Raw genomic sequence first — 24,485 nt, forward strand, 5'->3', positions numbered from 1 at the left:
CCTACAGGCGCTGGCGCGCCGTCCGTCTACTCTGTCGCTGCGAACCGGACGTTCGCATGCATCCGCACCGACACAAGGAAGATAGGCCGTGCCAAGAAAAACCGTCACCCGCCCTGCCCTGACCCTGGCGATCGCCTTCGCCAGCCTCGGCTTCGGCGCAAATGCAGTCGCTCGCATCCAGACGATGATCGTGACCTCCGATCCTCAATACCCCTGGACGGACGTGACCGACCGTGGAGCCCAGGAGAGCGACAGTGAACGCGACCGTCGTTCCGAAGCCCTGATCACCGAACAGTACCGAAGCATCGCCGCGTATCGCGCGGCACGCCCCGGCGAAGACATCCCGGTGTTCGTCAACGGCGACCTGACCGCGTACGGTCACGGCAACCAGCGCAGCGTCATGGCGCGACTCCTGCCGATACTCGGCGACAACGTGCACCTGGGCCTGGGCAACCACGATTACGACAACAACATTCGCAAGGAAAATGGCTCGGGCTGCTACAACAACGGCTGCGCGCGGGACAGCATCGGCGATCTCGTCAGGCACGTCACCGCCAAAGCCGGCAAGGTCGCCTTCGACTACTCCGTGACACCCGGCGCGTTTACGACGCTCTATCGGGGCAGTCTTGCCTATGCCGTCCACGCGCGCGGACTCGATCGCGTGTTGAGCATCCAGCTCAACAACTATCCGGATTACCGGGTGACTTTCGAGACCACCGAGGGCATCACCAAGGGACGCTACGAGATCGACTCATCGCTGGCGTGGCTGGCCAACCTGATCCAGAACAGGCTCGATAAACCCGCCTTCGGCGACTGGACGGACCGCAAGTACGACTTCGGCATCATCCACATGCACGACCCGACGATGTTCGACGGCGATTTCGCAAGACGGGTCATGAATGCCGACATCGCCGCCATTTTTGCGGGACACCTGCATCGGACCATGGGCCGCTATGGCAGCCTCGGCAACGTTCCCGTCTTCCTCAGTGGCTCGGCCTCGCAGCGCACCTACCTGATCGTCGAGCACGATACGGATGCCGAGGTGCTGAAAGTGTACGGCGTGCGCGAGAACAACCCCGAGCAGAAGAAGCTGATCGACACCGTGCCCGTCCATCACAACCGCTGAAGGTCTTATTTGAGCAGGTTGCGCAGGAAGGGCACGGTGACGCGTCGCTGGGCGGCGAGCGATGCGCGGTCGAGCGTATCGAGCAGGTCGAGCAAGGCACCGAGATCGCGTGCGTGGTGTGCGAACAGCCAGTCGAGCACGGTGTCGTCGAGCTCGATGCCACGACCGGCCGCGTGGTCGCGCAGAACCTGGCGACGTTCGACGTCGGCCAACGGCTTCAACAGCGCCTGCGTGAGCGAGCCCAGCCGCGAACGAAGATCGGGCAATACGATCTCCAGCGACACCGGCGCCGCCACGGAGGCGAACAGCAAGGTGCAGCCATCGGCGCGATAGCGGTTGAAGGTGTCGAACAGCGCATGTTCGGCGTCGGCCTCGCCGGCAATTGAATCGACATCGTCGATCGCCAGCACATCGCTGCCGGCCATGCCACGAATGGCAGCCGCACGCGAACCGCGCAGCCCTGCCAAAGGCAGGTATTGCGCCGTGCGTCCTGCATCGATCGCCGCCTGGCAGGCAGCGATAAGCAAATGCGTGCGTCCGCTACCGACGGGCCCGGCAACGAACACCCAGGGCGCCACGGGGTCGACCGCCGCGGCGCGAACCGCTTCGACCGCTACCGCGTTTTCACCGGCATGAAAGTGCTCGAATCGCTGGCGGCGCGGCCAGCGCAGCGCGAGGGGAAGCTGGGTCGTCATGGACCGCCGTCATCCGGGATGGTGGGACGGACGGGCTTTACGCTGACATCCACGTCGACATCCACATCGATGCGTTCCGGCTCGGCCACGACGGCAGGCTCTGTGTAGAGGTCGCTCTCGCGGTAACGCGCAAAGACGTAACGCATGAGCACCACCACCACCGACGCGGCCGGCAGCGCGAGCAGCACGCCGAGAAAACCGAACAGATGGCCGCCGGCGAGCACGGCGAAGATCACCGCCACCGGATGCAGGCCGATCTTGCCGCCGACCAGGCGCGGCACCAGCACGTAGCCTTCGAGCAACTGGCCGATGGTGAACACGACAGCCACCAGGATCACGTGGGTCCAGTCGCCGTACTGCACGAGGGCGGCAATCATCGCGGCGACGAAGCCGATCATGAAACCAAGGTAAGGCACGAAGCTGAGCAAGCCGGCGACCATGCCGATCAACGGACCGATCGAGATGCCGCACAGCGTCAGCCCGAGGCCGTAGAACACGCCGAGCGCGAGCATCACCAGCAGCTGGCCGCGGACGAAGGCGCCAAGCACCTGGTCCGACTCACGCGACAGGCGCACGACGGTCGGTTCGATCGAACGCGGCAGCAGGCGCTGGATGTGCGCGATCATCGTGTCCCAGTCGCGTAGCAGGTAGAACGCGACCACCGGGATCAGGACGAGGTTGGTCAGCCACATGACGATGCCCATGCCGGACTGCGACACCTTGGCCACCGCCGTCGCCAGCACGCTGCTGACCGAGCCGATGTGCTCCTTGATCGTCGCGATCAGGCGATCGCTGTCGAAGACGTCGGCATCCAGATGCAGGCGTTGCTGGATCCACGGCAGGGCCGTGCTCTTGGCCCATTCGACGTAACGCGGCAGGTTCTCGGCGAGGTTCTCGAACTGGTGCTGGATCAGCGGGACCAGAAGGAGCAACGCGCCGATGAAGACCAACGCGATGACGGTGAAGACGATACTGACCGCCCACGTGCGTCCCATGCCCAGCCGCTGCAGGCGATCCGCCAGCGGGTCACCGAGGTAGGCGAGCATCGCGGCGACCGCGAAGGGCATGAGCACCGGCGCCAGCAGCCAGATCACGAAGATGATGACGGCGGCGATCGCAAGCATCTGCCAGCGGCGCGAAGTGTCGTGAGTCATGCGATTCCAGTTTCGACATAAAAAGGTCGCCGCCATTGTCGTGGATCAAGGGATCCAGCGAACGGCCAGGTCGGCGCCGTCGTGGGCGTCGGCGGCAAGGACATGTCCGGCCGAGGCGTAGCCAGCGATCAGGCGGGCCAGCGGCGCGGTGGCACTCACGTTGAACAGCACGCCGTCGGCGGTGGCACCGACCGGGGCGACCGACTTCACCGCCGGGTCATTCTGGAAGGTCGACAACAGACCGGCGTAGTCGCTGGCCGAGCGCAGGCCCGACACCCATACCTTGCCGCTGGAGCTGCCGCCCTGGGTCGCCGCGAACTGGCGATCCAGCTTGTCCGCCATGGCGTTGGCGCCATTGGTAAGCAACGCCGCGCGCGCCTCGCCACTGTCTTTCCAGTTGCTCGTGCGACCAGCCGAGACCAGGGTCCAGTCCGTCTGGTCGCCGCCGACCTTGCCGACGAGGATCACGGCGGTGTTGTACTGGCGCGCCACCGTCGCGATCGCGGCGGGGTCGCCACCGGCGATGGCATTGGCGTCCAGGGTGGCATCCGGCTTGGGCAGGACCGTCCGGTAGCCCCGGGTGTCGGCCATCTGCGACAACGGGAGCAGGTCCTGCTGGCCGAGCAGCTTGCCACTCGCGTCGCGGGCGATGACCAGCACCGGCGCCTTCGGGGCCGCCGCGGCGGCGTCGCCGACGGCCAGCACGCGGCGGATCGCACCGGGGTCGAAGACGATGTCGAGGCTCAGCGGCGCGCCGTTGGCACCACCTGTGCGGGCGTATTGATACTGCTGGACAAGGCCACCGGGCTGCTTGATCGCGTCGGCATAGCCCGGCTTGGCGCGAGGATCCGCGCCGTTGGATGCCCGGGCGAGCACCTGGGTCAGGCCGTTGGCAAACGCCTGATCGCGCACCGCGGCGCTGGTGTCGGCCACCGGCACCGTCACCGTATAGATCGCGGTCTGCGCCGCCGCCGTGCCGACGAAGGACAGCAGGAAGAGCATCAGGAAGGCGAGGAAACGGGCTGGGCGCATGGTTGTGGCGTCGCTCTGTGAAGACGGGGAGTCTGCCCAAACCTTGCCATGCCGTCCATCCAGACGGCGTGCAGGGCAAGGCCGCGGGGTCGCTTGCTGCTATCATGCACGGTTTCCAATACGCGCCGGTATCGCTTATGTCCTCCGACCAGGGCTCCCTCACCTATCGCGATGCAGGCGTCGATATCGATGCCGGCAACGCCCTCGTCGAACGCATCAAGCCGATGGTCAAGCGGACCTTCCGTCCTGAAGTCATGGGCGGACTCGGTGGCTTCGGTGGCCTGTTCGACCTCTCAGGTCGTTACAGGGAGCCGGTCCTGGTCTCGGGTACCGATGGCGTGGGTACCAAGCTCAAGCTGGCCCAGCACCTGGGTCGTCACGACACCATCGGCATCGACCTGGTGGGCATGTGCGTCAACGACGTGCTGGTCCAGGGTGCCGAGCCGCTGTTCTTCCTCGACTATTTCGCCACCGGCAAACTCGACGTCGACACCGCCGCTTCGGTCATCAGCGGCATCGCCCGTGGCTGCGAGCTGGCCGGTTGCGCCCTGATYGGCGGCGAAACCGCCGAGATGCCTGACATGTACCCGCCGGGCGAGTACGACCTCGCCGGCTTCACCGTGGGCGCGGTCGAAAAATCCGCCATGAACGATGGCTCGACGATCGTCGCCGGTGACGTCATCCTCGGCGTGGCCGCCTCCGGCCCGCATTCCAACGGTTACTCGCTGATCCGCAAGATCCTCGAGCGCGCCGGCTCACCGCTCGACCTGGACATCGGTGGCGTGACGCTGGGCGACGCCCTGATGGCGCCGACGACGATCTACGTGAAGCCGATCCTCGACCTGCTGACCAAGGTCGATGTGCACGGCATGGCCCATGTCACGGGCGGCGGCCTCAAGGAAAACATCATCCGCGTCGTGCCCGACGGCCTCGGCCTGAGCATCGATGCGTCGTCGTGGGAGCTGCCGCCGGTGTTCCAGTGGCTGCAGCGCGAAGGCAACGTCGCCCGCGAGGAAATGTGGCGCACGTTCAACTGCGGCATCGGCTTCACCGTGCTGCTGGCCCAGGACCAGGTCGACGCCGCCAAGGCCGCGTTGGCCGCCCACGGTCTCGCCTCCTGGGCGATCGGCTCGGTCGTTGCCGCGAGCGGCGACGAGCGCGTCCACATCGCCTGATCCGCTCCCGTGGATCGACCCCTGCGTGTCGCCGCGCTCGCCTCCGGGCGCGGCAGCAATCTGGCCGCGCTGATCGCCGCGCGGCTGCCGGTCGAGTTCGTACTCGTCGGCAGCGATAAAGCGTCGGCTGGCGCCCTGACCGTGGCTGCAGGGGCCGGCATTCCTACGGTTTCCCTCAATCCACGTGACTACCCTACGCGTAGCGATTTCGATCGCGCGCTGTTCGGCCGCGTCGCCGACGCCGGCGCGGACCTGCTGGTCCTGGCCGGCTTCATGCGGATCATCGACGCCGACGTGGTCGCCGACTGGGAAGGCCGGGCAATCAACGTGCATCCGTCCCTGCTGCCGAAGTATCGCGGCCTGCATACGCATCGCCGGTGTCTCGAAGCCGGCGATGCCGAACACGGTGCCAGCGTCCACTTCGTCACCGCCGAACTGGATGGCGGCCCGGTGGTCGCGCAGGCCCGTATCGCCGTGCACGCCGACGACACCGAGGCCTCGCTGGCCTCGCGGCTGCTGGTCGAAGAACACCGCCTGTTGCCCGTCGTTGTCGCCGCCATCGCCAGCGGCCGGCTGCGCTGGGATGGCCAGGCCATCTTCGATGGCGTGCCGCTCGCCTCTCCGCTGGATATCGCGACGCTCCTTCCGTAGGAGCCGATTCAGCGGCGATTGGGTGCTCGCGGCAACCCGGCCCGCTGCCGCGGGATCGCCGATGAATCGGCTCCTACCAACAGCGGCGGCCCTTGCCCACCATTCAGGCGCCGCCGCTAGACTTGGCGTCATGAAGACCACTCCCCTGCTCCGCGCCGGCCTTGCGCTGGCCCTCGCCCTGCCCGTCGCCGCTTTCGCCGCGGACGTACCGCAGTCCTTCACCGCGACGTATCACGTGCTGCAGGGCGGCGACCCGCTCGGCGACGCGACCATCACCCTCAAGTCCGTCGGCGGTGGCCAGTACGAATACAGCAACCAGACCAAGGGCACCGGTGGCCTTGCGGCGGCCGTGGGTGCCAACGTGATCGAGACCTCGCGTTTCGCCTGGTCCGGCAAGGTGCCGGCTGCGATCAGCTACCACTACCAGCTGGACTCGTCGTTCAAGAGCAAGACGCGTGACCTGACCATCCAGGGCAACACCGTCCAGGTGCAGGACACCAAGAAGAGCTACAGCTACACCGCCGTGCCGAACATGGTCGAGCGCAATACGCTCCCGCTGGCGCTTGGCGTCGCATTGGCAGCGGGGCAGCAGCAGGTCACCTTCCCCGTCGCCGTGAAGCAGGCCGTGGAGAACCAGTCGTTCAAGGTCTCGGGCAAGGAGAAGGTCACCGTTCCCGCCGGCTCGTTCGATGCCCAGCGCGTGGACCGTTCGGATCAGGCGGCCACCTTCAGTGCGTGGTACGTGCCGACGAAGTACCCGGTGCCGGTGAAGCTGGCGCAGAAGGATGGCGGCGACCTGACACTGGAGCTGGTGAGCTTCAAGGGCAACTAAAACCGCGGCTGTTGTAGGGGCCGATTCATCGGCGATTGGGTGCTCGCGCCACCCCGACCCGCTGTCGCGGGATCGCCGATGAATCGGCTCCTACCGGGCAACAAAAAAAGGCCGGTGAAAGCCGGCCTTTTTCTGGTCCCGCAAGCGGATCGATCAGCCCGGCAGGCGGCGAATCGTCGCGCCGAGAACGCCCAGCTTTTCCTCGATGTTCTCGTAGCCGCGATCGATGTGGTACACGCGGTCGACCGTCGTGTCGCCCTCGGCGACCAGGCCGGCGAGGACCAGACAGGCCGAGGCGCGCAGGTCGGTGGCCATGATCGGCGCGCCACTCATCTTCGGCACGCCGGTGATGATCGCCGTGTTGCCTTCGAGACGGATATCCGCACCGAGGCGCTGCAGCTCCAGCGCGTGCATGAAGCGGTTCTCGAACACCGTCTCGGTGATCACACCCACGCCTTCCGCGACGCAGTTCAGCGCGGTGAACTGAGCCTGCATATCGGTCGGGAACGCCGGGTACGGCGCGGTGACGAGGTTGACGGCCTTCGGGCGGCGGCCGCCCATGTCGAGCTCGATCCAGTCCTTGCCCGTGCTGATATGCGCGCCGGATTCCTCGAGCTTCTGCAGCACGGCGTCCAGGGTGTCGGGACGCGCGCCGCGCGCACGTACCTTGCCGCCGGTCATCGCGGCACCGACGAGGAAGGTGCCGGTTTCGATGCGGTCGGGCAGCACTTCATAGTGAGCGCCGTGCAGGCGCTCGACACCTTCGACGATGAGCGTGGAGGTACCGACGCCGTCGATCTTCGCGCCCATCGCCATCAGGCAATGCGCGAGGTCGACCACCTCGGGCTCCTGCGCGGCGTTCTCGATGATCGTCGTGCCCGAGGCCAGGGTGGCGGCCATCAGGATGTTCTCGGTACCGGTGACGGTGACCATGTCCATGACGATGCGGGCGCCCTTCAGGCGGCCTGCCTTCGCCTTGATGAAGCCATTTTCCACCGTGATCTCGGCGCCCAGCGCCTGCAGGCCACGGATGTGCTGGTCCACCGGACGCGAGCCGATCGCGCAACCACCGGGAAGCGAGACCTCGGCCTTGCCGAAACGGGCGACCAGCGGGCCGAGCACGAGGATCGACGCACGCATGGTGCGGACCAGTTCGTACGGTGCCACGCAGGAATTCTCGGGACGCGGGTCGATATGCATCTTCATGCGATCGTCCAGCACCACGCGCACGCCCATGCGGCCGAGCAGTTCGATGAAGGTGGTGACGTCGTGCAGGTGGGGCACGTTGCCGATGCTTACCGGTTCGTCGGCGAGCAGGCAGGAAGCGAGGATGGGCAAAACGGCGTTCTTCGCGCCGGAAATGCTTACATCGCCCACAAGCGGATTACCGCCGGTGATAAGGATCTTGGCCATGTTGTCGAATACCTAGAGAGGGGATCGTGCGAAGGGCGTCGCGGCGCGCGTCAGCGGCGGCCGGCGGCCTCGTCGGGAGTGAGGGTCTTCAGGCCCAGGGCGTGGATGGCACCGCCCATAAGGTCGCCGAGGGTGGCGTAGACAAGGCGGTGACGGGCCAGCGGAAGCTTGCCGGCGAACTGATCCGAGATCACGTCAGCCTCGAAGTGCACGCCGTCGTCGCCGCGAACGTTCACCAGGGCACCGGGCAGGCCGGCTTCGATCAATGCCTGGATGCGTGCAGCGTCCATGGATTCTCCGTTGGAAGGGGGTCGCCAGGCCGAAGGGTTCCGAAACGGACCCTGAACCACCGTTCGATGGCGGCGACGATAAAATGAGAATATGTAATGGTAATGGAAATCCGGTGTCGCAGAAATGGACATCCCGGGTCAAACGCCCCAACCCGGACCCCCGAGGCCGCATGAATGCCCGCACCGCACCGCCTCTCGATCACCCGCTCGTGAACGCCGATATCGTCGTCCGTAGTGCGCGTACCGTGATCGTCACCGAGGCAGCGGCCATCCGCGCCCTGGAAGAGAAGGTCGACGCCTCCTTCGTGGCGGCCTGCCGGATGATCCTGGCCTGCAAGGGCCGCGTGGTCGTCTCCGGCATGGGCAAGAGCGGCCATATCGCGCGCAAGATCGCCGCCACGCTGGCGTCAACGGGTACGCCGTCGTTCTTCGTCCACCCGGGCGAGGCCAGCCATGGCGATCTCGGCATGATCCAGCCGGACGATATCCTGCTCGGAATCTCCTACTCCGGCGAGACTGACGAACTGCTCTTCATCCTTCCCGCGATCAAGCGCCAGGGCATTCGGCTGATCGCGATCACGGGCAACCCGACGTCGTCACTGGCCCGGCAGGCCGACGTCAATATCGATGGCAGCGTGAGCTCCGAGGCCTGCCCGCACGGCCTGGCCCCTACCGCCAGCACCACGGCGGCCCTGGTCATGGGCGATGCGCTCGCCGTCGCCCTGCTCGAGGCCCGTGGCTTCACCTCCGACGACTTCGCGCGCTCGCATCCGGCCGGCAGTCTTGGCCGCCGCCTGCTCCTGCACATCGCCGATGTCATGCATGCCGGGGACGATGTTCCTCGCGTCCGCCGCGATGCCACGCTCAGCGAAGCGCTCGTCGAGATGAGCCGCAAGCACCTGGGCATGACCGCCGTGGTCGATGACGATGGCGTCCTGCTGGGCGTCTTCACCGACGGTGACCTTCGCCGCTGTCTCGACGACCACGGCATCGACCTGCGCAGCGCGACCGTCGCCCAGCTGATGACCCGGGGGCCGAAGACCATCGGCTCGGACAAGCTTGCCGTGGAAGCGGCGCAGCTGATGGAAAAACACCAGATCAACGCGCTGCTGGTCACCGATGCCGACGGGCGTGTGGTCGGCGCACTGAATATCCACGACCTGCTCCGCGCCCGCGTCGTCTGACGCCCAGCCACCAGAAGCCCATGCCCTACACGCATTACACCGAGATTCCCGCCGATGTCGCCGAGCGCGCCGCCCGAGTACGCGTGGTCGTTTTCGACGTGGACGGGACGCTCACCGACGGCCGCCTGTGGTACGCCGAAGACGGCCGCGAGACCAAGGTTTTCCACGTCCACGACGGCCTGGGCCTGAAGCGCCTGCAGGAAAACGGCATCAAGGTCGCCATCATCACCGCCCGCATCAGTCATCCGGTGTCGTTGCGCGCGGAGGAACTGGGTATCCAACACGTTTACCAGGGCCAGAAAGACAAGCGGGCCTGCCTCACCGAGCTGCTGGACGCCCTGCGCCTGACGCCCGAGCAATCCGCCTTCGTCGGCGACGACCTGCCCGATCTCGCTGCCATGGGCATCGCGGGACTCGCCGTGGCGGTCGCCAACGCCCACCCCTGGGTGGCCGAGCGCGCGCACGTCCGCACCCGCCTGTCCGGTGGCTACGGTGCCGCCCGCGAGGTGGCCGACCTGATCCTCGCCGCCCAGGGCAAGGCCGAAGCCGAGCGGGATCGCTGGTTGTGAACCTGATGCTCCTGTTCAAGGACCGCAGCGCCGCGGGGGTCGCCGGCGTGCTCGCCGCGCTGCTCGGTGCCAGCGTCCTGCTCTATTACTGGGTCGCCCCCGAGAAGAAGGTCGACGACTTCGTCGGACCGCCGCGCTCGGGCTACGTGCTCACCAACTTCAATCTCGATTCCTACAACGACTTCGGCCAGCCAGCCTTCAAGCTGATCGCGCCCCACCTGGAGCGCCGCGAAGACGACGAGTCGCTGTACATCAACGCGCCCGACTTCGTCCTGCCACCGACCAAGGACCTGACGGCGCCGCCCTGGAAAGGGCATTCGGAATACGGCTGGGTGAACAAGGACGGCAGTCTGCTCAAGCTGCAGGGCAAGGTCCATATGGACCGCATCGCCTTCGAGCAGAACCCGCCGGCCAGCATCGATACCTCCGAGGTCACCGCGTGGCCGAAGGAGAACCGTCTGGAGACGGCGGAGGCGGCCCGGATCGTTCAGGGAGCCTCTACAATGGATGGCGTTGGCATGCGCGCCAATCTCGATACCAAGCATTTGGAGCTCCTCGATGCAGTCCACACCGTCTACCCGCCGCGCAAGCGCTAAGGTCCTGCTTGCGGTGCTCGGCGTGGCATTCGCCACGAGCATGCCCGCCGTCGCCAAGCAGTCCGATCGCACACAGCCGACCAACGTCACCTCGAAGTCGTTCGACGGCACCCAGCAGCAGGCGAACAGCACCCAGCCGGGCAAGGTGATCTGGACCGGCAACGTACTGCTGACCCAGGGCACGCTGAAGATCACCGGCGACAAGGCGACCGGCTATCTCGACGCCGACAACCAGATCATCCGCGTCATCATCGACGGCAACCCGGCAACGGTGCAGCAGCTGGACGACCAGGACCTGCTGATGCGGGGGCACGCCAGCAACATCGACTACAAGCCGGAGGACCCGTCCAACAGCGGCAACGGCATCGCCGTGCTCACCGGCAACGCGCATGTCGACAAGCAGACGGATGGCGCCGACAAGAGCAAGCTCAACCAGAGCGACGGCGACAAGATCACCTACAACACGACCAACAGCACGATGACGGGCGAGAGCAACGGCCCGCAGCCCGTGCACATGGTCTTCCAGCCGAAGAACCCGCCTCCGGGCGCGGCTCCCGCCACACCCGCCACACCGACGGCCGCCAAGCCGCCCCAGCCGAAGAAGCCCTGACCCGATGCTTTCAGCCCAAGGCCTGCAGAAGCGCTTTCGCGCGCGCCAGGTAGTCCGCGATTTCGCCTTCTCCATCCGGGAAGGCGAAGTGGTCGGCCTGCTCGGCCCCAACGGCGCCGGCAAGACCACCTGTTTCTACATGGTGGTCGGCCTGATCCAGGCCGATGCCGGCTCGATCAAGCTCGATCAACAGGACATCACCGGCCTGCCCATGCACGCCCGCGCCAAGCTCGGCATCGGCTACCTGCCCCAGGAAGCCTCGGTGTTCCGACGCCTCAGCGTGTCCGACAACATCATGGCCGTGCTCGAACTGCGCGACAACATGACCACCCGGCAGCGTGAAGAAGAGCTGGAAAGCCTGCTCGACGAGCTGAAAATCGCCCATATCGCCGAACAGAAGGGCATCAGCCTGTCCGGCGGCGAGCGTCGCCGCGTGGAAATCGCCCGCGCACTGGCCGCACGGCCGCGCTACATGCTGCTGGACGAACCTTTTGCCGGCGTCGATCCGATTTCGGTCGGCGAGATCCAGCGCATCGTCCGCCACCTGAAGGAACGCGGCATCGGCGTGCTGATCACCGATCACAACGTCCGTGAGACGCTCGGCATCTGCGACCGCGCGTATATCCTCAATGACGGCGAAGTCCTGTCCCGGGGTACGCCCCAGCACATCCTCGCCGACGAGAAGGTGCGTGAGGTATACCTGGGCCGTGAATTCCGTATCTGATACATAGTCTATTCGGCCGGTGGGCCTGACTCACCGGAATGCTGGTTTGGAAAGGTCGCAAGGGGTTACGATGGATTCGACACCTCACGCATCCAAGGCATGAAACCCGGACTTCAGTTTCGCCTGCATCAGCAGCTCACGCTGACGCCCCAGCTGCAGCAGGCCATCCGCCTGCTTCAGTTGTCGCAGCTGGAGCTCGAGGCCGAGCTCCGCCAGATCGCGGAAAGCAATCCCCTGCTCGAGTTCGCCGAGGATGCCGAGGCCGAGGCCGAGTTGCCCGAGGATGGCGACTACGACGGTCCCGACTTCCCGTCACGCGATGAACTGCCCGCCAAGACCTCCAAGGCCGAGGAAGAATCGACTGCGACACCCTCGGAAGAGCTCGCTCCCGAGTGGGACGACGATCGCTTCCATGGCGAAGCCGGGGACTACGCCGGTGCGCCTTCGCGCTCAGGCAGCGGTGATGAGGACGGCTTCGAGCCGCAGAACGCCGCGCCGGAGAGCCTCCAGCAGCATCTCGAGTGGCAGCTCAACCTGTCCCAGTTCTCGCCGCGTGACCACGCGATCGCTACCGCGATCATCCACGCGCTCGATGAAGATGGTTACCTCCGTGACGGCGTCGAGGCAGTCGAAGCCGCCCTGCCCGCCGAGCTGCTTGCCAGCGCCGAGGAGATCGAGCGCGTGCGCCAACGCGTGCAACGCTTCGACCCCACCGGCATCGCCAGCCTGGACCTCCGTGACTGCCTGCTCTGCCAGCTGTCGCAGTTCGCCCTGGATACGCCGCATCGCGACCTGGCCATCCGCGTTGTCACCGATGAGCTCGAGCTCCTGGCGCGCAACGACGCAGCCAAGATCGCCCGCAAGCTCAAGGCCGCCGAGGACGACGTCGCCGCCGCGGCCACCCTGATCCGCAGCCTGGATCCACGCCCCGGCTCCGCCCTGGACGCCACGCCCGTGGAATACGTCGCCCCCGACGTCTACGCGCGCCGCGAAAACGGCCGCTGGCAGGTGAGCCTCAACCCCGACGCCCAGCCCCGGCTGGGCCTCAACCAGCATTACTGCAACCTCATCGCCCGCGCGCGGGGCGACGACGCCACCTGGATGAAGGGCCAGCTCCAGGAAGCCCGCTGGCTGCTGAAGAGCCTGCAGTCGCGCGCCGAGACGCTGACCAAGGTGGCCGACGTGATCGTGCGCCGGCAGAGCGCCTTCCTCGACTACGGCCCGGAGGCCATGCATCCGCTGGTGCTGCGCGAGGTGGCCGAGGAAGTCGGCATGCACGAATCGACCATTTCCCGGGTCACGACGCGCAAGTACATGCACACGCCGCGCGGTACCTTCGAACTGAAGCACTTCTTCTCCAGTGGCGTGGCCACGGAGGACGGTGGCAGCGCCTCGGCCACCGCGATCCAGGCCATGCTCCGCAAGCTCATCACGGGCGAGGACGCGCGGCGCCCGCTGTCCGACCAGGCCCTGGCCGAGGAACTCCATCGACGCGGAATTCAGGTAGCCCGCCGTACGGTAGCCAAGTACCGGGAAGCCCTGCGCATCCCCAGTTCCAGCGAACGTGTCCGCGCCAGTTGAGGCGCGGGGAACCCTCACGGAGGTCCACGGTCACATCATTTCAGGCTTGAGGAACGGCACTCCGTCGTTCCGCACTCGTCGCCACCAAGGCGGCACCCTCAGCAAGAAGGAGGCGTCATGCAAATCCAGATCAGCGGCCAGCACATCCATCCCACCCCCGCCCTGCGCGAGCGCGTGGAGCAGCAAATCGGCCGCTTCGAACGCCTTTTCGACAACATCACTGCGCTCGACGTGGTCCTCTCCGTCGACAAGAACGAGCACAAGGCCGGCGGCACCCTCCATTGCGCCGGCGTCCGCCTTCACGCCGACGGCGTGGCGCGTCTCGAGGACGAAAAGAAGCCGGACGCCCTCTACAAAGCCATCGACGCCATGATCGCCAAGCTTGCCGACCAGCTGAAAAAGCACAAGGAAAAGCTCAAGGATCACCACAACACCGAGGGCCGCGACGCGCGCGTCGCCACGCCCTGAACCCCCGTCCACGCTTGATGGCACAATAGCCCCAGCCGGCGCCCTCGCGCCGGCTTCGCCATTTCAAGGGATCCAGCGTGGACCGGCTGACCGCCAGACAACTCTTCGACGGAGTACACGAGCGCATGGCGCTGCGTTGGGCCGCCGGCATGCGCGGCGAATCGCGCGTGCTCGAACCCAACACCAAGCAGAGTCGCCGCCCGTCCCTGGTCGGTTACCTGAACGTGATCTACCCGAACAAGGTGCAGATCATCGGCACCGAGGAACTCAACTTCCTCGACGGCCTGGAGCCGCGCCAGCGCTGGGAGGCGATCCACAAGATCGCCGCCTACCAGCCGGCTGCGCTCATCGTCACCAAGGACCAGGCGATCCCCTCGGATCTGCGCGAAGTCGCCGAGGAAACCGATACCCCGCTGTGGCAGAGCACCCGCCGCGGCCACGAGTTGCTCACCTACCTGCAATACCACCTGGCGCGCACGCTCGCGCCGAGAGTCACCCTGCACGGGGTGTTCCTCGAGGTGTTTTCGATCGGCGTGCTGATCACCGGTGAGCCCGGCTCGGGCAAGAGCGAGTTGGCGCTGGAGCTGGTCAGCCGTGGTCATCGCCTGGTCGCCGACGACGCCACCGAGTTCACCCTGATCGCGCCCGACGTGATCGACGGCGCCTGCCCCGACCTGCTCCAGGATCTGCTCGAGGTACGTGGTCTGGGCGTACTGAATATCCGCGAGATGTTCGGCCATACCGCGGTGAAGCCCTCGAAGTATCTCCGCCTGGTCATCCATCTCAAGCCGATGCTGGTCGGCGAAGAGACCGATGCGATGACCCGCCTCACCGGCGACGTCAGTCGGCGTAACGTGCTCGACGTGGACGTCCCCAAGATCACCATTCCCGTCGCGCCGGGTCGCAACCTCGCTGTTCTCGTCGAGGCCGCCGTGCGCAGTCATGTACTCAAGAGCAAGGGCATCGACCCGGCACAGACCTTCATCGATCGCCAGGCGCACCAGATGCGCCGGCTGCCACCGTGGTGACCCCCGTGACCGATGAAGTGATGAGCCCGATCGTCGAGCCCGACGCCATCCACCTGATCGTCCTCACCGGCATGTCCGGTGGCGGCAAGACCGTCGCGTTGCGCGCCCTCGAGGATCTCGAGTTSTATTGCGTGGACAACATGCCCGCCGAGCTCATCCCTCAGCTGGTCGCGGCCGTGAGCCAGGGCGAGCATGGCCCGCGCCGGCGTATCGCCGTGGGCGTGGACGTGCGCAACCGCCGTGTCGACCTCTCGCGCATGCCGCACGTCCTCTCCGAGCTGTCGATGGCCGGTGTGCACGTGCACCTGATCTTCCTTGACAGCCGGGACGACGTGCTGATCAAGCGCTACTCGGAAACCCGCCGTCGTCATCCGCTGGCCGCCGAGAAGCTTTCCCTGGCCGATTCGATCGCCCAGGAGCGCAAGCTGCTCCGGCCGCTGATCGCGATCGCCGAGAAGGTCATCGACTCCAGCGATCTCAACGTCCACCAGCTGCGCCGCCTGTTCGCCACCGGCTACGCGGCCGCCTCGGACGGCACCACCCTGCTGTTCGAGTCGTTCGCCTACCGCCGGGGCCTGCCCTCGGACGCCGATTTCGTCTTCGACGCCCGCTGCCTGCCCAACCCGCACTGGGATCCGCGTCTGCGCCCGTTCTCGGGCAAGGACCAGCCGGTCAGGGAATTCCTCGACGCGAACCCCCTGGTAGGCGAATACTATGCCGACGTGACTCGCTGGCTGGAAACGTGGTTGCCACGCTTCGAGGGCGAGGATCGCAGCTACGTCACCGTTTCGATCGGCTGCACGGGCGGGCGTCATCGCTCGGTCTACGTCGTCGAGAAGCTGGCCCAGCATTTCCGCTCGGAACGCGGCAACGTACTGACTTTCCATCGTGAGCTCGAATAACGCCATGACCCAGCCCCAGAAACACCGAGCGTCCGGGCCATGAGCGTCGGCGTCCTCCTCATGACCCACGAAGCGGTCGGCAAGGCGCTGATCTCCGCGGCGCGCCATGTCATGCCCAGGCTGCCGATGGACGTGGATGCCGTGGAAGTGCCGCCGAGCGCCGACCCCGATGTCATGCGCACGCTCACCGCCAAGCATGCGCGCGACCTCGATCATGGCGACGGCGTCCTCGTCCTCGCCGATCTTTACGGCGCGACGCCGTGCAATATCGGTCTTTCCCTGAGCGAACTGGGCGTGCACCTGCGCTGCGTTTCGGGACTCAACCTGCCGATGCTGCTGCGCGTGCTTAACTACTCGGACAAATCGCTGACCGAACTGACCGAGATCGCGGCCAGTGGCGGTCGCGGAGGGATCTTCATCGACCATGCTTGAACGGGACATCGTGGTATCCAACCGGCTGGGCCTGCACGCACGCGCCTCGGCCAAACTCGTCCAGCTGGTTTCCAGCTTCAAATCGACCGTCTGGATCATCAGCAAGGGTCGTGAGGTCAATGCCCAGAGCATCATGGGCGTGATGATGCTGGCCGCCGGCATGGGCACCGCGCTGAGCGTGCGCGCCGACGGTGAGGACGAAGAAGCCGCGCTGACCGCCGTGGTCGAGTTGTTCGACCGCAAGTTCGACGAGGGTGCCTGACCGATGAGAGTCGTGCTGACCGGCACGCAAGCCGCCCGGGGCATGGCCCTCGGTCGCGCACGTCTGGTCCAGCCGAGTATCTTTGCGGTCGACACGCGCATGCTCGAGGACGCGGAGATCGCGCCCGAGATCGACCGCCTGCACAAGGCCATCGACAGTGCACGCACCGAGCTGCGTGAATTGCGCGGCAAGTTGCACGGCGCGCTGGCGAGGGAAGTCGGCGACTTCATCGACGCCCACAGCCTGCTCCTCGACGACGAAGAACTGCTCCGCGGTCTCGACGAACTGGTTTCCGTCGGCCACTACACCGCGAGCGCCGCGTTGAAGATGCAGCGCGACCGCCTCGCCGCGGTGTTCGATGCCATGAACGACCCCTACCTCAAGAGTCGCGGCGAAGACATCGACCAGGTGATCGGCCGTGTCATGTCCGCCCTGCTTCAGCAATCCAGCCGCGAAGAACGCAAGCTCGCCGCGCGCGTCGGCGAGATCGTGGTCAGTGATACCGTCGCGCCCGCCGACATGGCCAGCATGGCGGGCCAGGGCATGCTCGGCGTCATCGCCAGCGCCGGCAGCATCTACTCGCACAGCGCCATCCTCGCGCGCAGCTTCAACCTGCCGATGCTGGTCGGAACGAAGGACGCCCTCGCCACGATCAACGACGACGACCTCGTCCTGATCGACGCCGAGCGCGGCGAAGTCATCGTGCACCCCACCGCACAGGACCTCGCCCGCTATCGCCAATGGCAGCGTCAAGCCGCCGCGGAAGGCCGTCGTCTGGCGGCGCTGGCATCGGCACCGACGCTGACGAAAGACGGCGCCCACGTGCGCCTCTACGCCAACGCCGAACTGATCGGCGATATCACGCTGGCCCGCGCCCGCGGTGCCGACGGTGTCGGCCTGTATCGCTCCGAATTCCTGTTCCTTCGCCAACGCGGCCTGCCCTCCGAAGAAGAGCAGTTCATCGCCTACCGTGATGTCGTCCTCGGCATGGGCGGCCTGCCTGTCACCATTCGCACACTCGACCTCGGTGCCGACAAGGCCGACGCCGCGGGCCTGGCCATCCGTGGAGAAGACAATCCCGCACTGGGCGTTCGGGGTGTTCGCCTGTCACTGCGCTATCCCGACATCTTCAGCGTCCAGCTGCGCGCGATCCTGCGCGCCGCCTGTTACGGCCCGGTGCGCATTCTCGTCCCCATGATCACTCACCTGGGTGAGATGACCGATGTGCGCCGCCTGATCAAGAAGGCGCGCGAGGACCTTGCGCGCGCGGGGCAGGAGTTGCCGGAGCGACTCGACGTCGGCGCGATGATCGAAGTCCCGGCCGCTGCGATCGGCGTCACGTCGATTCTCGAGAAGGCCGACTTCCTCGCCATCGGCACGAACGATCTCGCGCAGTACGTGCTCGCAGCGGACCGCAACAACGATGCGCTCGAAGGCATCTACGACCCGTTGCAGCCGGCGTTCCTGCGTTTGATCGCGCACGTGATCGCCAGCGCGCGTCGGGCGAAGAAGCCGGTGAGCCTGTGCGGCGAGATTGCCGGCGATACGCAGTTCACCGCGCTACTCCTGGCCATGGGCCTGGAAGAATTCAGCATGCACCCGGGGCAACTGCTCCAGGTGCGCGATCGCCTCACCACGCTGGACTGCAAGGCGCTGCGCCGTGCGGCGCCGCGGTTGTTCCGTGCGCACTCGCGGGATGAGGTAGAAGCGCGGTTGCTCGAGGTGGTGGCCCGGCAGGACGGCTGCGCTTAGGCCCAGGCGTCCTTTGTGAGGCCGCTGTGGGAACTTGCAGGCCCGCCCGGTAACATTCAGCCCTTCTCGTAACCACCGCCTGGCGCTCCCTCATGGATGACCCGTCACTCCGCGTCGCCGTACCGATCTCATGCTCCCATGTGTCCGAGGGCTACCGGTGTTGAAGACCCGACTGTTCGATCGCATCGCCCGAAGCCCCTTCCTGCTTCCCGCGCTACTGCTTCTTGGCGCCGTGATCTCCGTCGCCCGCGGTCAGGATGCGGCGTGGGACCTGAAGAACTATCACCTTTACAACGCCTGGGCTTTCCTCAACGACCGACTGCCGGTCGATACGGCGGCGGTCGGCCTGCAGGGGTATTTCGCCCCCCTGCTGGACATCCCCTACTTCTGGCTCGGGACGGGTTTGCTGAAGAATGCGCCTCGCCTGTTGGCCGCATTCCAGGGTCTCTGGTACGGCGCCCTCGTTTTCGTGCTCAGCCGTATCGTGCTTCGCTACACCCTTCAGCGAGGCATGCCGTTCGACTGGAAGGCCGCCGCTGCCGTCATCGTCGGAGCGACGGGAACGATGACGCTCACGCAGGCGGGCATGTCGACCAATGAGTTGCCGCTTGCGCTGCTGGTGTTACTCGGCTTCTACCTCGTCATGCCATTGTTCGCTAGTGACGAGTCCGCTGCGCCGCTCCGCCGTGTCGCATGGGCGGGCTTGCTCTGCGGTCTGGCCGCCGGACTCAAACCCACGGCCATCGTCTACGCACCAGCACTCGCCCTTGCCGTCTGGGCCGCCTACGAGTGGCGAGTCGCCGGCCTCAAGCTGGCCGTCGTCATCGGACTGTCCAGCTTTGCAGCCTTTGTGCTGACCTACAGCGCGTGGGGATGGCAGCTGTGGCAGCTAACCGGGAATCCGATTTTCCCCATGTTCAACCAGTTCTTCCATTCGCCATGGATGCCGGCGATTGCCAGCACGGACCGTTCGCTCATGCCCAAGTCCGTGGCCCAGGCACTGTTCTACCCGTTCTGGTGGTTGCACAGGAATCGCACGCAGGCGGGAAACCAGTTCGCCGATCCACGCTATGCCCTGGCCATGGTGGCCTTACTCGCCTTCGCGGCCTACCATTTCTACGGTCGCCTCACGCGAACGACAGCGCCATCGAGCAGGACGAACCGCCTGCTCTTCGTCTTCGTCGCCACCAGTTACGTCCTCTGGCTCGCCCTGTATTCGATCCTTCGCTATGCCGTGCCCATCGAGGCACTGACCGGCCTGGTCCTCCTCGCCGGCGTATCGGAGATTTCCGGCGCGACAAGTGGCATGGCCGCAAAGTGGCGGACCTATCTCCCGACGGCCGTCATGGTGGCATGCCTCCTGCCGATCGTGATCATGACCCGCTACACGGATTGGGGCCACGCGCCGTTCGGCCGCCAGGCCTTCGACATCCATCCCGGCGAGATCGAACCTCGCAGCCTGGTCGTCGTGCTCTCGCAGCCGAACGCCTACCTCGCGCCCTTCCTCGAAAACGCGGAAGGCAGCCATGTCGTCGGCATCACCTGGCTCAACGACCTCGGCGCCGGCTTTGAACTTCAGCGTCGCGTGCGCGAGGACATCGTCAGCCACAAGGGCCCGATGTACGCCCTGCTCCGCGATGACAGTACCGCCGCCGCGGCGACGCTTGCCGGCTACCTGCCAGGCATGAGGTTCGACGCCTGCCATCCGGTCATCAGCCAGATCGAACAGACGAAGCGGCGCCGGGACATCTCTGAAGGACTTCGTCTGTGCAAGGTCGTTCGCTGAGCTAACGACTTCAAGCGCAAAAACAGAAAGCCGCGATGGATCGCGGCTTTCTGTTTCACCCATTGCGACGCTACTTAGGCAGCGCGCACCTTGTTGATCGCTTCCGCTTTGCGCTGTACGCCGGCCTGCAGTTCTTCGCTGTCGAAGTCGTCGACAGAAATGAACTCGGCGACACCGTCACGCACACGCTGGAGCAGGTCGCGCTCGGCGGCGGTGATGGCACCCAGCTTTTCGGCTTCGACGAGCTGCTCGTTGTATGTATGCGACTTCAGCTGGCCACCCTTGAACGCCTTGAGGAACTTGCGCTCCACCGGCTCGGCAGCGATCACGTCGGGCAGGAGCGCATTCATGCGACCCACCGTGTTGTTCGCCGTCGGGGTGAGGTACGTCCAGGTGGTCAGGCGATCGCGGGCTTCGCTGGGCGCCGTGATCAGCGCGGCGACGCGACGACCGAGACGATCCGACGGCGGCACTTCGCGACGACCGAACGGGAACACCAGGGCGCGCAGTAGCCAGGCCACCGGGCGCACAGGGAAGTTGCGGATCACCCCATCGAGTGCCATCTGCATGTTCCAGACGCACTGGTGGAAGGCCCAGGCCAGGAGCGGACGATCCGCTTCCGGACGACCGGTGTCTTCGTAGCGCTTGAGCATCGCGCTGGCGATGTACAGGTACGAGAGCACGTCGCCGAGACGGGCCGAGAGCTTCTCCTTGAACTTCAGCTTGCCGCCAAGCACGCCCATGGCCACGTCGGCACACAATGCCAGCGCCGCGGAGTAACGGTTGAGCTTGCGGTAGTAGCGGCGCGTGTACGCGTCGCCGGCGGTGTCGCCGATCTTCGCAGCGGTCAGGCCGAGGACGAAGCTGCGCACGGCGTTGGAGAAGCCGAAGCCGATATGACCGAACAGTGCCCTGTCGAAGGTTTTCAGGCGCTCGCGGTAATCGGCGATGCCCAGGGCCTGCATTTCCTTGAGCACATAAGGATGGCAACGGATCGCGCCCTGACCGAAGATCATCAGGCTGCGCGTCATGATGTTCGCGCCTTCCACCGTGATGGCGATCGGCACGGACTGCCAGCCACGACCCATGTAGTTCTTCGGGCCGAGGATGACGCCCTTGCCACCGTGCACGTCCATCGCGTCCGACGCGATCTGGCGGCACCATTCGGTAGCGTGATACTTGGCAATCGCCGAGGGCACGGCCGGCTTCTCGCCACGATCGACCGCGGCGGCGGTGGCACGCGACAGCGCCTGCATGGCGTAGGTCAGGCCGCCGATGCGGGCGAGCGCTTCCTCGACGCCTTCAAAACGACCGATGGCCAGGCCGAACTGCTTGCGCATGCGCGCATACGAACCCGTGGCCGAGACCGCCATGCGCGACGCGCCCGTGGCGTTCGACGGCAGCGAGATGGCGCGACCGACCGACAGGCACTCGACCAGCATGCGCCAGCCCTGCCCGGCCATGTGCGGGCCACCGATCAGCACGGACAACGGCACGAACATATCCTTCGCGTGCACCGGGCCGTTCTGGAACGGGGTGTTCAGCGGGAAGTGACGACGACCGATTTCCATCCCCGGGGTTTCGCGCGGCAGCAGGGCCAGCGTGATGCCGAGGTCTTCCTTGTCGCCCAGCAACTTGTCCGGGTCGTACATGCGGAACGCGAGGCCGACGATGGTCGCGACCGGCGCCAGCGTGATGTAGCGCTTGTCGAAGGTCAGGCGGATGCCGACGGTTTCTTCGCCGTTCCACAGGCCCTTGGTGACGATGCCGAAATCGGGAATCGAGGTGGCGTCCGAACCGGCGTACGGGCCGGTCAGCGCGAAGCACGGAACTTCACGGCCATCGGCCAGGCGCGGCAGGAAGTGGTTCTTCTGCTCGTCGCTGCCGTAGTGCATGAGCAGCTCGCCCGGTCCGAGCGAGTTCGGCACGGCGACGGTGGAGGCGACCGTCTGCGACATGCTCGAGAGCTTCTGCAGCACGGCGGAATGCGCCAGCGCCGAGAAGCCGAGACCACCGTAGGTCTTCGGAATGATCATGCCGAAGAACTTGTTCTTCTTGATGAATTCCCACACGTTGGGCGGCAGGTCGGCCAGTTCGTGAGTGATCTGCCAGTCGTCGATCATGCTGCAAAGTTCTTCGACGGGGCCGTCGAGGAAGGCCTGCTCTTCCACCGACAGCTCCGGCTTAGGCTGGCGCAGCAGTTCGGACCACTCCGGCTTGCCCGAGAACAGTTGGCCTTCGAAACCGACCGTGCCGGCCTCGAGGGCCGTCTGCTCGGTCTCGGACAGCTTCGGCGTCACCTTGGCGAAGATCGACAGCAGCGGCGCGCTGATCTTCTTCCGGCGGAAGTCGACCATCAGCAGCGGCGCGGCGACGAGCGCCAGCAGGATCAGCAGCACGACGGTGGTCACCGGCGCACGCGCGAGCAGGCCGACGACGAGGATCGTGACCGCCGTGGCGACAGCCCACGTGCGGAGCGACGTGCGGTGGTAGGCGCAGGCACCGGAGGCAATGAGCGCCGCCAGCACAACCAGGATTGCAGACATCGGTGTTACCTCGTCAGGGATTGCATGAACTGGGTGATCTCGCGGGTAAACGCGTCGTTCGCGTCACCGGCCACCATGTGCGTGGCATCGGCGAGGGAGACGTGGCGCGCATGCGGCACGAGACGTAGAAATTCTTCGACCGTCTGGCTGGAGACGACGTCGCTGCGGCTGCCGGAAAGGAGCAGCACCGGTACCTCGACGCGCGCGGCAGCGGCAAACAGGCGCGGCTGATAACGCTCGCTCTCCTGGACCAGGCCGTCGAGCAGGGCGGGATCCCAATGCCAGCGCAGACGACCCAGGCCATCCTGGCGCAGCAGCGGTTTGAGCTGGGCCTCGGATTTGCGCTCACGACGCTGCGGCAGGTACGCCTCGATCGCCGAGGCCGCCTCCTCGTAACTCGCGAAACCGTCAGGGTGCGCGCGCATGAAGCCGAGGATACGTTCGACGCCGGCGGTTTCCCAGCGCGGGGTGATATCGACCAGGATCAACGCGGAGAACGGCGGACGGCCAGGGTCCGCTTCCCCCGCGGCCATCAGGCCGAGCAGGCCGCCCATCGAGGCGCCGACCAGGACCGGCGGCCGGCCGTCTGCGGAGCGAGCCTCGGCCGATACCGCGAGCAGGTCGTGGACGAACTGCTCCATGTGGTATTCACCGCGGGGCACGCGCTCGCTTTCGCCATGGCCACGGGCATCGAAGGTAGTGGCGTCGAAGCCTTGCTCCGCCAACGTCCGCGCCGCGCCGTTCCAGGCATGACGCGTCTGGCCGAAGCCGTGCGCGAACACCAGGGATGGCGACCGCGCCCCGCCCCACCGCTGCGTGGCGAGGACGATGCCATCCAGCGAGACCAGGCTCGCGGTGGTGGACGACGGGGACGTGGGATTAGCAACCATACGGGCGAGTATGTAGCGCTGGAAGGGGTGCGTCAATACGCCAGCGTACGGTCACGCAATGGCAACCAAGTCAAGGTCTTATGCAACACGCCGGACGCCTGCCGGATTGCAAACGGCCGCGTCTCGGCTACCATGCGTCGATGACCGACGGTGCCAAGAACGAACGAGTCCGCCTCTCCGCAGAAGACTGGGAAGACGGCGCCCTAGCCCTTATCGCCGAACAAGGCGTCGGCGCCCTTGCCGTAGAGGCGCTTGCGCGCCGCCTGGGCGTGACCAAAGGCAGCTTCTACTGGCACTTCCGTACACGCGAAGCCCTGCTCCAGGCCTCACTGGAGCGCTGGGAAGAATACGGCGAACGCGAAGTCCTCGGGGAAATCGAGCGCATCGCCGATCCGCGCAAGCGTTTGCCGGAACTGTTTCGTCGCGTCGCCCATGAATTGCAGGCCCATCGTGTCTATGCCGCGCTGCTGAAAGCCCTCGACCACCCCCAGGTCGTGCCGGTCATGGCGCGGGTGTCGCAGCGGCGCATCGAGTTCCTCACCACGATGTACAAGGAAGCCGGGCTCGAGCCGGTGGTCGCCCTGCATCGCGCTCGCCTCACCTACGCGGCGTACGTTGGCTTCCTCCAGCTGAACTTCACGCTGGGCCTGCCGCGACTGAGCCACGACGAGTTCGACGCCTATGTCGAGCACGTGATCTTTACGCTGACGCCGGCCAAACCGAGCGCGTGAGCTGAACGGTGCGGCGCAAATTGCTGCGCCGTGCCTTGCCAATACCAACGCTCGCA

General features: G+C 66.0%; 25 protein-coding genes. 18 read left to right on the forward strand and 7 right to left on the reverse strand.

Annotation, left to right across the window (positions count from 1 at the left end):
- Positions 1–88 precede the first annotated feature (88 nt).
- Positions 89–1,126 (forward strand): metallophosphoesterase, encoded by a 1,038-nt coding sequence (locus tag AC1DYM_RS14095; protein WP_477339312.1) that lies wholly within the window; start codon positions 89–91, stop codon positions 1,124–1,126.
- Positions 1,127–1,131: 5 nt separating this feature from the next.
- Here AC1DYM_RS14095 and hda read toward each other — a convergent pair whose 3' ends face one another.
- The 3 genes from hda to AC1DYM_RS14110 are packed head-to-tail and all read right to left on the reverse strand — an operon-like array spanning position 1,132 to position 4,007.
- Positions 1,132–1,821, reverse strand: a complete 690-nt coding sequence (gene hda / locus AC1DYM_RS14100) for a DnaA regulatory inactivator Hda (RefSeq protein WP_477339314.1) — start codon at positions 1,819–1,821, stop codon at positions 1,132–1,134.
- Positions 1,818–2,975, reverse strand: coding sequence for an AI-2E family transporter (locus AC1DYM_RS14105; protein WP_477339316.1), 1,158 nt, complete (start codon positions 2,973–2,975; stop codon positions 1,818–1,820). Before AC1DYM_RS14105 ends, hda begins: the two co-directional genes overlap by 4 nt.
- A 45-nt stretch (positions 2,976–3,020) precedes the next feature.
- Complete coding sequence (locus tag AC1DYM_RS14110; RefSeq protein ID WP_477339318.1) at positions 3,021–4,007, reverse strand: DUF2066 domain-containing protein; 987 nt, start codon at positions 4,005–4,007, stop codon at positions 3,021–3,023.
- A gap of 104 nt (positions 4,008–4,111) precedes the next feature.
- Here AC1DYM_RS14110 and purM point away from each other — a divergent pair, with 104 nt between their 5' ends.
- The 3 genes from purM to AC1DYM_RS14125 all read left to right on the forward strand — a co-directional run bounded on the left by purM (position 4,112) and on the right by AC1DYM_RS14125 (position 6,665).
- The gene (gene purM, locus AC1DYM_RS14115) at positions 4,112–5,182 is read left to right on the forward strand and encodes a phosphoribosylformylglycinamidine cyclo-ligase (RefSeq protein WP_477339320.1); all 1,071 of its coding nucleotides are present in this window, start codon (positions 4,112–4,114) and stop codon (positions 5,180–5,182) included.
- Between the two features lie 9 nt (positions 5,183–5,191).
- Entirely contained in the window at positions 5,192–5,833 is a 642-nt protein-coding gene (gene purN / locus AC1DYM_RS14120) for a phosphoribosylglycinamide formyltransferase (RefSeq protein ID WP_477339322.1), read from the forward strand.
- Between the two features lie 130 nt (positions 5,834–5,963).
- Positions 5,964–6,665 carry a DUF3108 domain-containing protein gene (locus AC1DYM_RS14125; protein WP_477339324.1) on the forward strand — a complete coding sequence of 234 codons (702 nt, stop codon included), beginning with the start codon at positions 5,964–5,966 and terminating at the stop codon, positions 6,663–6,665.
- 153 nt (positions 6,666–6,818) lie between these two features.
- Here the strand turns inward: AC1DYM_RS14125 and murA are convergent, their stop codons facing one another.
- The gene (gene murA / locus AC1DYM_RS14130; protein WP_046966996.1) at positions 6,819–8,078 is read right to left on the reverse strand and encodes a UDP-N-acetylglucosamine 1-carboxyvinyltransferase; all 1,260 of its coding nucleotides are present in this window, start codon (positions 8,076–8,078) and stop codon (positions 6,819–6,821) included.
- A 50-nt stretch (positions 8,079–8,128) separates the two neighbouring features.
- On the reverse strand, positions 8,129–8,368 hold the full coding sequence (locus AC1DYM_RS14135; RefSeq protein ID WP_477339327.1) for a BolA family protein: 240 nt from the start codon (positions 8,366–8,368) through the stop codon (positions 8,129–8,131).
- Between the two features lie 170 nt (positions 8,369–8,538).
- On the opposite strand from AC1DYM_RS14135, the gene AC1DYM_RS14140 reads away from it, so the two are divergent.
- The 13 genes from AC1DYM_RS14140 (at position 8,539) to AC1DYM_RS14200 (ending at position 20,262) form a co-directional block, all read left to right on the forward strand.
- Positions 8,539–9,552: a KpsF/GutQ family sugar-phosphate isomerase gene (locus tag AC1DYM_RS14140; RefSeq protein ID WP_477339329.1), complete on the forward strand. Its 1,014-nt coding sequence runs from the start codon at positions 8,539–8,541 to the stop codon at positions 9,550–9,552.
- A gap of 20 nt (positions 9,553–9,572) precedes the next feature.
- The gene (locus AC1DYM_RS14145; protein WP_477339331.1) at positions 9,573–10,121 is read left to right on the forward strand and encodes a KdsC family phosphatase; all 549 of its coding nucleotides are present in this window, start codon (positions 9,573–9,575) and stop codon (positions 10,119–10,121) included.
- Between the two features lie 5 nt (positions 10,122–10,126).
- Positions 10,127–10,717 carry an LPS export ABC transporter periplasmic protein LptC gene (gene lptC / locus AC1DYM_RS14150; protein WP_477339405.1) on the forward strand — a complete coding sequence of 197 codons (591 nt, stop codon included), beginning with the start codon at positions 10,127–10,129 and terminating at the stop codon, positions 10,715–10,717.
- Positions 10,680–11,327, forward strand: coding sequence for a lipopolysaccharide transport periplasmic protein LptA (gene lptA, locus AC1DYM_RS14155; RefSeq protein ID WP_477339333.1), 648 nt, complete (start codon positions 10,680–10,682; stop codon positions 11,325–11,327). Before lptC ends, lptA begins: the two co-directional genes overlap by 38 nt.
- A gap of 4 nt (positions 11,328–11,331) precedes the next feature.
- Complete coding sequence (lptB, locus tag AC1DYM_RS14160; protein WP_477339335.1) at positions 11,332–12,051, forward strand: LPS export ABC transporter ATP-binding protein; 720 nt, start codon at positions 11,332–11,334, stop codon at positions 12,049–12,051.
- A 99-nt stretch (positions 12,052–12,150) separates the two neighbouring features.
- The gene (locus tag AC1DYM_RS14165) at positions 12,151–13,632 is read left to right on the forward strand and encodes an RNA polymerase factor sigma-54 (RefSeq protein WP_477339337.1); all 1,482 of its coding nucleotides are present in this window, start codon (positions 12,151–12,153) and stop codon (positions 13,630–13,632) included.
- 117 nt (positions 13,633–13,749) lie between these two features.
- Positions 13,750–14,100: a ribosome hibernation-promoting factor, HPF/YfiA family gene (gene hpf / locus AC1DYM_RS14170; RefSeq protein WP_477339339.1), complete on the forward strand. Its 351-nt coding sequence runs from the start codon at positions 13,750–13,752 to the stop codon at positions 14,098–14,100.
- A gap of 77 nt (positions 14,101–14,177) precedes the next feature.
- Positions 14,178–15,128 carry an HPr(Ser) kinase/phosphatase gene (gene hprK / locus AC1DYM_RS14175; RefSeq protein WP_477339341.1) on the forward strand — a complete coding sequence of 317 codons (951 nt, stop codon included), beginning with the start codon at positions 14,178–14,180 and terminating at the stop codon, positions 15,126–15,128.
- A 20-nt stretch (positions 15,129–15,148) separates the two neighbouring features.
- Complete coding sequence (rapZ, locus tag AC1DYM_RS14180; protein WP_477339407.1) at positions 15,149–16,030, forward strand: RNase adapter RapZ; 882 nt, start codon at positions 15,149–15,151, stop codon at positions 16,028–16,030.
- 39 nt (positions 16,031–16,069) lie between these two features.
- The gene (locus AC1DYM_RS14185; RefSeq protein WP_046967004.1) at positions 16,070–16,462 is read left to right on the forward strand and encodes a PTS sugar transporter subunit IIA; all 393 of its coding nucleotides are present in this window, start codon (positions 16,070–16,072) and stop codon (positions 16,460–16,462) included.
- Positions 16,455–16,724, forward strand: coding sequence for an HPr family phosphocarrier protein (locus AC1DYM_RS14190; protein WP_477339343.1), 270 nt, complete (start codon positions 16,455–16,457; stop codon positions 16,722–16,724). The genes AC1DYM_RS14185 and AC1DYM_RS14190 overlap by 8 nt, the downstream gene beginning before the upstream one ends.
- Positions 16,725–16,727: 3 nt before the next feature.
- On the forward strand, positions 16,728–18,476 hold the full coding sequence (ptsP, locus tag AC1DYM_RS14195; RefSeq protein WP_477339345.1) for a phosphoenolpyruvate--protein phosphotransferase: 1,749 nt from the start codon (positions 16,728–16,730) through the stop codon (positions 18,474–18,476).
- 157 nt (positions 18,477–18,633) lie between these two features.
- Positions 18,634–20,262, forward strand: a complete 1,629-nt coding sequence (locus tag AC1DYM_RS14200; RefSeq protein WP_477339347.1) for a hypothetical protein — start codon at positions 18,634–18,636, stop codon at positions 20,260–20,262.
- 74 nt (positions 20,263–20,336) lie between these two features.
- Here the strand turns inward: AC1DYM_RS14200 and AC1DYM_RS14205 are convergent, their stop codons facing one another.
- Positions 20,337–22,808 (reverse strand): acyl-CoA dehydrogenase, encoded by a 2,472-nt coding sequence (locus tag AC1DYM_RS14205; protein ID WP_477339349.1) that lies wholly within the window; start codon positions 22,806–22,808, stop codon positions 20,337–20,339.
- Between the two features lie 5 nt (positions 22,809–22,813).
- Complete coding sequence (locus tag AC1DYM_RS14210; RefSeq protein ID WP_477339351.1) at positions 22,814–23,698, reverse strand: alpha/beta hydrolase; 885 nt, start codon at positions 23,696–23,698, stop codon at positions 22,814–22,816.
- A gap of 140 nt (positions 23,699–23,838) precedes the next feature.
- Here AC1DYM_RS14210 and AC1DYM_RS14215 point away from each other — a divergent pair, with 140 nt between their 5' ends.
- Positions 23,839–24,429 carry a TetR/AcrR family transcriptional regulator gene (locus AC1DYM_RS14215; RefSeq protein WP_477339409.1) on the forward strand — a complete coding sequence of 197 codons (591 nt, stop codon included), beginning with the start codon at positions 23,839–23,841 and terminating at the stop codon, positions 24,427–24,429.
- Positions 24,430–24,485 lie beyond the last annotated feature (56 nt).

It is taken from the genome of Luteibacter sp. P1_D3, assembly GCF_056406135.1.